Here is a 10596-nt window from a genome sequence, read left to right on the forward strand (position 1 = left end):
TTAGAACCCCCGCTTCACGGCGGACCGGTACGCCTGCCCGCGTGCCAGCCGCTTGCAGCGCGGGCAGGTCAGCACCATCTGGTCGAAGCCGAGCTTCAGGTCCTGCATGGTGCCGCGCAGGTTCTCCACGTACGCCGTGGTGTCGATCGGCTCGCCGCACACCCGGCACGGCTGCACCGACCCGTGCTCGGTGTACTTGAACAGCTGCATGCCGACCGCCGCCGGGCGCTGCGCGATGTGGAAGAACTTGCCGAACGGCAGGTAGAGCAGGGTGAGCACGACCGAGGCCATGTGCAGCACGGCCAGGAACTCGTAGCCGCCGCCGTGCAGGAACACGCTGGAGAAGGTCAGCAGCAGCCCGGTCACCGAGATGACGATCAGCGCGAGCAGCGGCACCAGGTCGTAGCCGAAGCGCTGGCCGGTGCTCGCCTCCCGGTCGCGCATGCGCCGGATCAGGAAGTACGTCGCCCCGGCGATCACCAGCACGGCGGCGAGGTCGAGACCGTGGAAGGCGATCCAGCCCAGCAGCGACAGCGCGTCGAAGTGGGCCAGGCCGAACCCCCACAGGTTCATGGTGTACGCAGGCCCCGACCCGGTGTTCGAGGTGAAGGCCAGCCAGCCCCAGCTGAGCGGGAACGTGATCAGCGCGGCGAGCACGCAGCCCCAGAAGATCAGCTGGTGGGCGGCCCACCGGGCCCGCGAGCGCGCGCCGAGGAACTTCTGGAACCCGAGGTACGTCGCGATCATCCGGGGCAGCGCGGTCGGCGCCCGGCGCATGTTCTGCCAGGACAGGGCCGCCCCCCAGCCCTTCCTGAACAGCCGCCGCGCGCCCGGCGAGGAGATCCACACCGTGTAGCGGTGGGCGATGCCGAAGGCGAGGAACACGCTGGCGATGGCGTACGGCGCGAGCGCCGAGTCGAAGTTGCGCAGGCCCCGGCTGCCCAGGTAGATCGCCGCGCCCAGCACTGCGGCGGTGACGATGCCGACGGCGACGGGCCTCATACGCCCGATGCTATGGAAAGAAAGTGCTGTTCATGCCGTTTTAGCAGCATGAACAGCACTTTACGTCAGGCGGTCACTTCGCGATCAGCAGCAGCACCGCGCGGGCGCGCAGCACGTACGCCGTCCCGGCGCCGCCGATCACCGCCTCGCTGCCGGGCGCGGCGACCTGGCCCGCGCCCTCGGCCCAGGTCGAGGTGTCGGTGACCCGGTGCCACTGCTTGCCGGCAGGCGGCGCGGGCAGCGTGAACGTCACGTCGCCGGACCAGCCGTTGTAGGCCGTGTACAGCGCCGCGGCGCTGTCGCCGAACTCGGTGCCGTCGATGCGCCAGCCCAGCGCGTGGTTGTTGGCGTTGCCCCAGTACGCCCCGTCCGGCGCGACGCCGCCCGGGGTGAACCACTCCAGCTGGCCCATCCCGTTGCCGTTGGTGTCCGCGGCGGTGTAGAAGTTCACCGGCCGCAGCGCCGGGTGCGCCTTGCGGAACGCCAGCATCCGCTGGGTGTAGGTCTTGAAGTTCGTCTCGTCGGTGGTCAGTGACCAGTCCAGCCAGTTCGCCGACGAGTCGAGGTTGTACGGGTTGTTGTTGCAGTTGATCGACCGCAGCGTCTCGTCGCCGCCGGTCATCATCGGCGTGCCGCCCGACAGCATCAGGAACGCGAACGCGTTGCGGGCGGCCTTGCGCTGGTCGGCCGCGACACCGCCGGAGTCCCAGGAGATGTTGTCGTCGCTGCCGCCGTCGGACGGCCCGTACGGCCAGGCCTGCCCGTTGTTCTTGGCGTTGCAGGAGTAGAGGTCCTTCTGGGTGAACCCGTCGTGGGCCACCATGAAGTTGACCGAGTGCCACGGGCGGCGCCCGTCGTCGCCGTAGAGGTCCGACGAGCCCGCGAAGCGGGTGGCCAGGTCGCTCGGGGTGACCGCGTCCACGCCCAGCTTGTTCTGGTCGCGGCGCAGCGTGTCGCGGTAGATGCCGTTCCACTCCGACCACGCCGCCGGGAAGTTGCCCACCTGGTACGTGCCCGGCCCGATGGCCCACGGCTCGGCGATCCAGTCCACGCCCGTGCCGCCGGCCGCCGGTCGGGCCGGCATCTCGGCGGTGAGCCGGTTCAGCGCGGTGTTCGCGTCGGTGCGGCTGTAGCTGAAGCAGCCGTGCTGGCAGGTGTTGCCCAGCACCGAGGCGAGGTCGAACCGGTAGCCGTCCACGCCGAGCGTGTTCTTCCAGTACGCGACCGAGTCCACGATCAGGTTCTGGGCGGCGGGGTTGCGGGTGTTGAAGTCGTGCCCGAGGCCGGTGTGGTCCAGCGAGCCCTGCATGTCGGAGGTCAGCGAGTAGTAGGCCGGGTTGTCCAGCCCTCGCCAGGAGAAGATGTGGTACGTGTTCTTGTCGCCGATCGCGCCGCCCTCGGCGGTGTGGTTGTAGACGACGTCGACCAGCACCTTGATCCCGGCGTCGTGGAACGCCTTCACCATCGCCTTGAACTCGCGCGTCGGCCCGCCGGGGGACTTGTCGTAGGAGTAGCGCCGGTCCGGGGCGAAGTAGTTCAGGGTCATGTAGCCCCAGTAGTTGTCCCCGGTGGTGCTGCTCGGGGTGGTGTCGTTGGCGTCGTTCTGCGTCTCCTGCAGCGGCAGGAACTCGACCGCGGTCACGCCGAGCGAGGCCAGGTAGGCGGCCTTCTGCCCGGCCGCCTTGTAGGTGCCGCGCTCGGCCGCCGCGATGCTCGGGTCGCTCTTGGTGAGGCCGCGCAGGTGCACCTCGTACACGATGTCGTCCTTGAAGGCCCGGGTGGGCTTCGTGCCGAAGCTGGTGGCGTCGGCGGCCAGCACGATGCCCTTGGGCGCGATCGTGCCGGTGTCGACGGCGCGCTTGGCCGGGCCGGAGGAGTAGTCGGAGGCCACGCCGTCGGGCAGGGCCGTGTCGTGGCTCATCTCCCGGGCGTACGGGTCCAGCAGCAGCTTGTTCGGGTTGAACCGGTTGCCGGAGGCGTCCACGTCGGAGACGAACCCGGCCGTCGAGCCCTTGGTCCAGCTCGCGCTGTACGGCCAGTTCGGACCCCAGGCCCGGTAGCCGTAGTAGACGGTGCCGGTGACGCCCGCCGCCTGCAGCGTGGAGACGGCGACGGTGACCGACCAGACGTCGCCGGTGCCCTTGGTCAGCAGGTAGGACGCCTTCTCCGGGGCGCCGGTGGGCGCGGCGTAGACGTACACGGCGATGCGGCTGGCTCGCGACGAGTAGACCCGGAAGTTGATGTTGCTGCCGGAGTAGCGGCCGCCCAGCGTCTGGGTGTCGATGCCGGCGTGGGCGGGAACGGTGGGGGAGACGACGGCGAGTCCTGCGGCCACCAGCACGGCGGCGAGCACGGACCTCCAGAGGCGATGCATGGCGGTTCCTTCCCGTAACGGGCGTTTGGGGGAGGCGGTGCGTTGCAAGACCTTGCAAAGGTTGACTTAGGTTACGTGCAAGTTTCAGTGGCGTAAAGGGTCGTTAAGGAGGCGGTCGCGCCCGCGGCGCAGGAGGATGGAGAGGTGGACGTGACGTCCGGAGACAACGGCACAGCGGCAGAGGTCGTCATCCCCGTGACCGGGGCCGCGCTCGCAGCACACATCGCGGTTCCCCCGCAGGCGACCGGCATCGTGGTGTTCGTGCACGGCAGCGGCAGCAGCAGGCACAGCCCGCGCAACCAGTACGTCGCGCGCTTCCTGCGCGACGAGCGCCTCGGCACGCTCCTGTTCGACCTGCTCAACGAGGCCGAGGAGGGCGACCGCGGCAACGTCTTCGACATCGGACTGCTGGCCGGCCGCCTCACCGAGGTGCTGGCCTGGCTGCGCACCCAGGCGGCGGCCCGGGACCTGCCGGTCGGCCTGTTCGGGGCCAGCACCGGCGCGGCCGCCGCGCTGTGGGCCGCGGCCGACACCGGCGCCGATGTCGCGGCCGTGGTCTCCCGGGGCGGTCGCCCCGACCTGGCCGACGGCCGGCTCGCGGCGGTACGCGCGCCGACCCTGCTCATCGTCGGCGGCCTCGACCACACCGTGCTGGAGCTGAACCGGCAGGCCGCCGCGCAGCTCACCTGCGAGCACGCCGTCGAGATCGTGCCCGGCGCGACCCACCTGTTCCAGGAGCCCGGCACCCTGCAGCAGGCCGCCGTCCTGGCGCGCGACTGGCTGGTGCGCCACGTCCGCCCCGGCGGCGGACCGTCGGCCCAGCGCTAGACGCGCCGCGCCGGGAGCGCGGGGGCGGTGCGACGTACAGTGGCGCCCATGTGCACGGTCGCCGTCAGCTTCGACCCCTCGTCCGAGATCCCACTGCTGGCCCTGGCCGTACGCGACGAGCTGCTGGTGCGGCCGTGGGAGGCGCCGGCCGCGCACTGGCCGCGCCACCCGGGGCTGCTCGGCGGGATCGACCTGGTCGCGGGCGGCACCTGGCTGGCCGTCGACCCGGCGGCCCGCCGCGCTGCTTTCGTGCTCAACGGCCGCGGGCGGCTCGCGCCCGAGCACGGGCGGCGCTCCCGCGGCGACCTGCCGCTGCCTGCCGCCGCCGGGCTGCCGATCCCGGACGACCTGGCCGCGTTCGACCCGTTCTACCTGATCACCGCGGGCCTGTCCGGGGCGGTGATGGTGAGCTGGGACGGCGCGACCCGCGCCGAGACCGCCCTGGCCGAGGGCCTCACGGTGGTGGTCAACAGCGGCGTGGACCCGGCCGAGCCCCGCGCGGCCCGCCTGCTGGACGCGCTGCGCGCCGCCGGGCGCCCCGACCCGGCGCACGGGTGGGGCACCTGGCTCGAGCTCGCCGCGGGCGAGGGCGTCGACCGGCAGGATCCGCGGGCGCTCATCCTGCGCCACACCTTCGGCGACGACCTGCGCTACGGCTCCAGCTCGGTCACCCTGCTCGCACTCGGCCCCGACCTCGTCCGGTATGACTTCGCCGCCGTGCCCGACGAGCCCGGCCCGGTCACCCTGACCAGGATCGTCTGAGGCGTCGTCGCTCGGCCTGCCCGACAGGCCCTGCCCGTTGACGCTCACGCAGGGGCGTCAGCCCGGCGCACCCGCCGAGCCCGTGACGCAGACCTGGGCGCCCGGTGCGGGTGTACAGCCCGGCAGCGCCGAGCTGCGTGCCTGTCAGCGCAGTGTGCCCAGGCAGGACCACTGCGCGCCGACGGGCTGGTAGCCCAGGCGCGCGTTGACCGCCAGCATCGGCGCGTTCGTCTCGTCGTTCGAGGTGTACGCCATGGTCGCGCCACGCTCGGCGGCCCGGTGCAGCGCAACCGCCTTGACCAGCCGGGCCAGGCCGCGGCCGCGGTGTCCGGGCAGCGTCGCGGTCATGTCCGACCACATCCGCTCGCCGTCCCGCTTGACCAGGGTGAACGCCACGATCTCGGAGCCGTCCCGCGCGGCGGTGCTCGCGTCGCGGTCCAGCCCCAGGTTGTCCCACACCTCGTAGCGCCAGGTGTCGAACGAGGTCGCGTCCTTCGGCACGTCGCCCGGCTCGTCGGCGCTGGCCGCGATGTCGGCCTCGTACACCGCGCGCACGTCCAGCGCGGACAGCGGCACGACGGTGACCCCGGGCGGGGCGGCCGGCGCCGGCGGGGCGAGCCGCGTGTCCAGTGCCGAGTAGCGGACCTCGCGGCTCGGCTCGAACCCGTGCGTCCGAGCGAAATCCAGCGAGCCGGTCTGCGCCCAGGTCCGCACCCGGTGCACGCCCAGGCCGGTCAGGTGCTCGCGGGCCGCGTCGAACAGCGCGCTCCCGATGCCGCGTCCGCGCCGGTCGGGGTGCACGTGCAGCAGCGAGATCTCGCCGAAGTCCGCCTCCGACGTGGTCGTGTTCCGGAACGCCGACGCCCAGCCCACGACCCGGCCCTCGTCCTCGGCGACGAACGCGGTCCAGCCCCCGTCCGGCGGCTCGGCGATCATCTGGCGCGTCGAGGCGACGCCGCGCACCAGGTACGGGTACACGGTGGCGCGCAGTGCGACCACCTCGGCGGCGTCGTCGGGTCGTGCGGTCCGCAGTAGCAAGCGGTTCTCCATCCATGTGGTGATCTTGTGCGATCCTGCCAGACCCCGGATCCGCAGTTCAACGCGATATCGCCGCGGCGTACGCGGCAGGGGACACCCCGATCGCCGCGGTGACCTCGCGCACCAGGTGCGCCTGGTCGCTGTAGCCCAGCTCGGCGGCAACCTGTGCCCAGTCCACGTCCCCGGCGGCCCGCTCGATCGCCTCGTGCAGCCGGTAGCGCAGGATCACCCATTTGGGCCCGACGCCGACGTGCTCGGTGAACATCCGCTGCAGCGACCTGGTGGACAGCCCGGCGCCGTGTGCGAGGTCGTCGACCCGGCGTACGCCGCGGTCGTGGCGCACCCGGTCCACCAGCTCCATCGCGAGCCGCGCCGCCGCGTCGGGCTCCGGGCACAGGCCGAGCAGCAGCCCGTCGAGCACCGCGGCCGCCGCCCGATCACCGGCGTCCGGCTCCGCCGCGGCCTCGACCAGCGCATCGAGTGGTCCGATCGACGGGAGCACCCGGGCGAGCGGCACCCGGCGATCGGTCAGCGGCGCGGGCGAGGCACCGGAGAACGCGGGGAAGGCGCCCGGCCGGAACTGCACGCCGCGCACCCAGCCGCGGTCGGCCAGCTTGATCGAGAACAGGCTCCGGCTCACCCCGGACACCTCGGCCGTCACCGCCTCGTCGGCCGTCGCGCGCATGACCACGAGGTTCACCGACGGATGGCCGACGACGTGCTGCTCGTACGGCTCGTCGAGGTCCCAGTCGATGAACCAGTAGTGCTCCACCAGGCCCGCGAGCGCGGCCGTAGGCGCGACCCGCCGGAACCGGACCCGGCGCAGCAGCTCGGCCGGGTCGACGATGCCCCGGGTGTCGCGGCGCGGCTGTCGCATTTCTTCAAGACCCCCTGGCTGCCCGCTGGTTAGCGTCCGGGTATGACGACCGTCTCGAACCTACTGCGCGCCTCCGCCGACCGGGCGGTGCCGGTGCTCGCCGCGATCCGCGACGACGAGCTGGACGCGCCGACCCCGTGCGCGGACTACCGCGTCGGCGACCTGGTCAACCACTTGTTCCAGGTCGTCGTCAACTTCCAGGGCATGGCCCGCCGGGAGACCGCCGACTGGTCGAGCACTCCCGACGTGCTCGGCACCGACTGGCGCGCCCGCTTCGCCGCCGAGACCGACGCGCTGGTGGCGGCATGGAAACCGGAGTCGGCGCTGGTGGGCGTCTCGGTCAACATGGCCCTGCCGCAGCTGACCGTCGGCCGCATGGCGCTGCTCGACCTGGTGCTGCACCCGTGGGACCTCGCCGCCGCCACCGGCCGGCCGTTCACTCCCGACCCGGCCTCGGTCACCGACCTGCACGTCCTGGTCGACGACCTGGGACCGATGCCGCGGCAGATGGGCGTGTTCGGCGAGGAGGTGCCGGTCCCTGCCGACGCCGACCCGTTCACCCGCCTGCTGGGCCGGGCGGGCCGCGATCCCCAGTGGACGCCGCACGCGACCGCGTGAGGCCGACGGGCCGGACACCGGCGGCCGCAGCCGTTAGCCTGCGGCGGTGCCGCTGACGTTCCCCTCGCACGCCGCGCTGCCCCTGCCGCTGAAGCTGTGGCGTCCCCGCTGGTTCGACGGCGTCGCCCTCGTCGTAGGGTCGGCCGCGCCCGATCTGGCGTACGCGCTGGACGGCTCGGGCCTGCCGGTGTTCCCGCTGTCGCACCAGTGGCCGGGCCTGGTCCTGTTCTGCGTGCCGGTGACGCTGGTGGGCGCGGCGCTGGCACGCCTGGCCGCGCCGGCGGTCGCCGCGCATCTGCCGTCCCGGCCCGTCGCGCTGGCCCTGCCCGACTACGGCGTGCTGGGCATGGCCCGGCCCGCGTTCGCCGTCAGCGCGCTGTCGGCACTGCTCGCCTCCGCCAGCCACCTGCTCTGGGACCGGCTGACCGAACCACTGCCGGTGCTCGACCTGGCTTCCAGCGCCGGGGGACTGCTCGCGGCGGTGGCGCTGGCGGTGCACGTCGGCCGGGCTCGCCTGCTGCGGGCCTGGCACGGCGAACCGCCGGACCGTCCGGTCCGGCCGTGGCTGTTCTGGTCCGTCGCCGCGCTGGTGACCGCCGCCGGAGCGGCCGTCGCGAGTCGCCTGCCCGGCGCGTTCCTGCCGCACACGACCGTCGCCCGGCTCCTGCTCGCGCTGGCCGCGGGCCTGCTCGCCGCCGCCGCAGTCATCCGGCTCGTCCAACCCCGGCCACGACCCTGAAAGAGGCGCGCCGGTGTGGGTCAGGCCACGCGGAGGTGTTCGCCGTCGATGACGACGACATCGCCGCGGTGCAGCTGGCGGCCGCGGCGCAGCTCCACCTCGCCGTTCACGGTCACCTCGCCGGCGGCGATGCGCAGCTTGGCCTCGCCGCCGGTCTCGATCACCGACGCCAGCTTGAGGAACTGGCCCAGGCGGATCATGTCGTCGCGGATCGGTACATCGGTCACGCCGCCATCATCCCCTAGATCGCGGCGAGGAGATCACGCAGCGCCCGGTGGTACGGCACGATCGTCGTGATATCGGCGTACTCGTCGGGGCCGTGTAGGCCCGCGCCGCCGATCCCGAAGATCACCGCGTCGATGCCGCGCTGGGAGTAGAAGCGCCCGTCCGCCGCGCCGTGCTTGCGCAGGAAGCCGCCCGGGAAGCCCTGCGCCCGCGCGGCCTGCTGCAGCGCCTTGACCTCGGGCCGCGCCCGGTCGGCGTGGTGCGGGGCGTCGGCGTGCTCGACCGCGACGGTGACGCCGGGGCCGCAGATGTCGCCCAGGTGCTCGGCGATCTGCGCCGCGCCGCGGCCGTCGAAGCCGGGCTCGCCGGGCGGGAACCGGATGTCCAGCCACGCCTCGGCCAGCGCCGGGACCTGGTTGAACGCGCTGTTGGGGGTGTCCACCCGGGCCAGGTTCACCGTCGTCGCCCACGCCTCGGCGGTGGGCAGGGGATACGCGGTGTGCAGGGCCCGTACCGCCTCCATGATCGTGAGCAGGGCGTTGTCGCCGTGCCACGGGTAGGCGCTGTGCGCGGCCCGCCCGGTCGCGGTCAGCCGCGCCTGCAGGATGCCCTTGGAGTCGGTGACGATCTCCAGCCCGCTCTGCTCGCCGATGACCACGAACTGCCCGGTGACACCCTGTTCGAGCTGGTGCAGGGTGCCGTTACGGCCGCCGATCTCCTCGTCGGTGACCAGCTGCAGCGCCAGCGGGTACGGCAGCAGCGGGGCGAGCTCGGCGAACACGTGCGCCATCACCAGCGCGGAGATCTTCATGTCCTGCGCGCCGCGCCCGTAGAGGCGGTCGCCCTCGCGGCGCGCCGTGAACTGCTCCGGTGGCGCGGGCACCACGTCGAGGTGCCCGTTGAGGATCACCCGGAACGGCGGGCGGGGCCCGTCCACCGGCCGGTACAGCAGCGCGCTGGGCTTGCCGTGCGAGGCGAACCGCTCGACGGTGAACCCGCCGCCGACCACGTCGAGCACCAGTTCGAGGGCCCGGTGCAGCTCGTCGGGGCGGTCGGCGGTCGACGGCACCGCGATCAGGTCGGCGGCGGTGTGCAGGAACGGTTCCAGCTCCATTCCGCAATCCTGCCGCCTGTCACACCCGGCCGCTAGCATCGGCGGCGATGGACGCTCTGCAGCTCGCCTCGTGGCGCATGCACAACCTCGGCCTGCGCGGCCCCGGCGACGGCACCCCGGCCGGGGTGGTCGGGCGGCTGGGAGCGGTGCAGTCGCAGGACTACGGCCCCGCCACCTGGTCGGTCGGCGAGCGCATCGCCGGGGCGCGGGAGGACGCGGTGCACGGCGCGTTCGCCGCGGGCGCGGTGCTGCGCACCCACGTGCTGCGCCCGACCTGGCACTTCGTCGCGCCGGAGGACATCGGCTGGCTGCTGGCGGTGACCGGGCCGCGGGTGCACCAGCTCAACGCGTACTACTACCGCCAGCTCGGCCTCGACGAGGACCTGCGGGCGCGCTGCGACGCGATGCTGGTCGAGCTGCTGCGCGGCAGGCAGCTCACCCGCAAGGAGCTGACCGCCGAGTTCGAGGCGGCGGGCATCGGCACGGCGGGGTTCCGGATGGCGTACATCCTGATGAACGCCGAGCTCAACGGCCTGATCTGCAGCGGCGCGATGCGCGGCAAGCAGCACACGTACGCGTTGCTGGCCGAGCGGGCGCCGCAGGCGCGGGTGCTCGACGCCGACGCGGCGCTGGCCGAGCTGACCCTGCGCTACTTCACCAGCCACGGTCCGGCCACGGTCAAGGACTTCCGCTGGTGGTCCAGCCTCACCCAGGCCGAGATCCGCCGCGGGCTGGACCTGGTGCGCGGGAAGCTGGACAGCCTCGAGGCCGGCGGGCTGACCTACTGGTTCGCCGGCTCGCCACCGGACGCGGCCGAGCCGGACCCGCCGGTCGCGCACCTGCTCCAGGGGTATGACGAGTACATCGTGGGCTACTCCGAGAGCAAGCACCTGCTCAACGTGGCCGGGGTCGGCACCGGGCAGCGCTGGGATCGGCCCGTCTACAACGGCGTGCTCATCGTCGGCAGCCAGGTCGCCGGGCACTGGAAGCGCACCGTCGGCCGCCGCGCGGTCACCATC

11 protein-coding genes are annotated in these 10596 nt (G+C 72.9%); 5 read left to right on the forward strand and 6 right to left on the reverse strand.

Annotated elements, in window-relative coordinates; genetic code table 11:
• Both AB0J67_RS08230 and AB0J67_RS08235 read right to left on the reverse strand, forming a co-directional pair.
• On the reverse strand, positions 1–1002 hold the full coding sequence (locus AB0J67_RS08230) for a hypothetical protein (RefSeq protein ID WP_363477923.1): 1002 nt from the start codon (positions 1000–1002) through the stop codon (positions 1–3).
• 73 nt (positions 1003–1075) lie between these two features.
• On the reverse strand, positions 1076–3376 hold the full coding sequence (locus AB0J67_RS08235; protein WP_363477926.1) for an isoamylase: 2301 nt from the start codon (positions 3374–3376) through the stop codon (positions 1076–1078).
• Between the two features lie 150 nt (positions 3377–3526).
• Between AB0J67_RS08235 and AB0J67_RS08240 the strand changes: the two genes are divergently transcribed.
• Together AB0J67_RS08240 and AB0J67_RS08245 are read left to right on the forward strand one after the other, a co-directional pair.
• Complete coding sequence (locus AB0J67_RS08240) at positions 3527–4204, forward strand: dienelactone hydrolase family protein (protein ID WP_363477928.1); 678 nt, start codon at positions 3527–3529, stop codon at positions 4202–4204.
• Positions 4205–4252: 48 nt separating this feature from the next.
• The gene (locus AB0J67_RS08245; protein WP_363477931.1) at positions 4253–4966 is read left to right on the forward strand and encodes an NRDE family protein; all 714 of its coding nucleotides are present in this window, start codon (positions 4253–4255) and stop codon (positions 4964–4966) included.
• Between the two features lie 144 nt (positions 4967–5110).
• Here AB0J67_RS08245 and AB0J67_RS08250 read toward each other — a convergent pair whose 3' ends face one another.
• Both AB0J67_RS08250 and AB0J67_RS08255 read right to left on the reverse strand, forming a co-directional pair.
• Positions 5111–6004, reverse strand: a complete 894-nt coding sequence (locus tag AB0J67_RS08250) for a GNAT family N-acetyltransferase (RefSeq protein ID WP_363477935.1) — start codon at positions 6002–6004, stop codon at positions 5111–5113.
• A 58-nt stretch (positions 6005–6062) separates the two neighbouring features.
• The gene (locus AB0J67_RS08255; RefSeq protein ID WP_363477938.1) at positions 6063–6881 is read right to left on the reverse strand and encodes an AraC family transcriptional regulator; all 819 of its coding nucleotides are present in this window, start codon (positions 6879–6881) and stop codon (positions 6063–6065) included.
• A 42-nt stretch (positions 6882–6923) separates the two neighbouring features.
• Here AB0J67_RS08255 and AB0J67_RS08260 point away from each other — a divergent pair, with 42 nt between their 5' ends.
• Positions 6924–7499, forward strand: coding sequence for a TIGR03086 family metal-binding protein (locus AB0J67_RS08260; protein ID WP_363477941.1), 576 nt, complete (start codon positions 6924–6926; stop codon positions 7497–7499).
• Positions 7500–7545: 46 nt separating this feature from the next.
• Entirely contained in the window at positions 7546–8238 is a 693-nt protein-coding gene (locus tag AB0J67_RS08265; protein WP_363477944.1) for a DUF4184 family protein, read from the forward strand.
• Between the two features lie 20 nt (positions 8239–8258).
• On the opposite strand, the gene AB0J67_RS08270 is transcribed toward AB0J67_RS08265, so the two are convergent.
• Together AB0J67_RS08270 and AB0J67_RS08275 are read right to left on the reverse strand one after the other, a co-directional pair.
• Positions 8259–8465 carry an RNA-binding S4 domain-containing protein gene (locus tag AB0J67_RS08270; protein WP_363477947.1) on the reverse strand — a complete coding sequence of 69 codons (207 nt, stop codon included), beginning with the start codon at positions 8463–8465 and terminating at the stop codon, positions 8259–8261.
• Between the two features lie 14 nt (positions 8466–8479).
• Positions 8480–9577, reverse strand: a complete 1098-nt coding sequence (locus AB0J67_RS08275) for a M20/M25/M40 family metallo-hydrolase (RefSeq protein WP_363477950.1) — start codon at positions 9575–9577, stop codon at positions 8480–8482.
• Positions 9578–9624: 47 nt separating this feature from the next.
• Here AB0J67_RS08275 and AB0J67_RS08280 point away from each other — a divergent pair.
• On the forward strand, positions 9625–10596 hold a 972-nt coding region (locus AB0J67_RS08280), incomplete at its 3' end, for a winged helix DNA-binding domain-containing protein (RefSeq protein WP_363477953.1).

The sequence above is a fragment of the Catellatospora sp. NPDC049609 genome (genome assembly GCF_040675365.1).
GTDB lineage: Bacteria > Actinomycetota > Actinomycetes > Mycobacteriales > Micromonosporaceae > Catellatospora.

Excerpts from the sequence above, each read along its gene's own strand:
- AB0J67_RS08260 (WP_363477941.1), top strand. The coding sequence starts at position 6,924 with ATGACGACCGTCTCGAACCTACTGCGCGCCTCCGCCGACCGGGCGGTG.
- AB0J67_RS08255 (WP_363477938.1), bottom strand. The coding sequence starts at position 6,881 with ATGCGACAGCCGCGCCGCGACACCCGGGGCATCGTCGACCCGGCCGAG.
- AB0J67_RS08235 (WP_363477926.1), bottom strand. The coding sequence starts at position 3,376 with ATGCATCGCCTCTGGAGGTCCGTGCTCGCCGCCGTGCTGGTGGCCGCA.
- AB0J67_RS08245 (WP_363477931.1), top strand. The coding sequence starts at position 4,253 with ATGTGCACGGTCGCCGTCAGCTTCGACCCCTCGTCCGAGATCCCACTG.
- AB0J67_RS08275 (WP_363477950.1), bottom strand. The coding sequence starts at position 9,577 with ATGGAGCTGGAACCGTTCCTGCACACCGCCGCCGACCTGATCGCGGTG.
- AB0J67_RS08230 (WP_363477923.1), bottom strand. The coding sequence starts at position 1,002 with ATGAGGCCCGTCGCCGTCGGCATCGTCACCGCCGCAGTGCTGGGCGCG.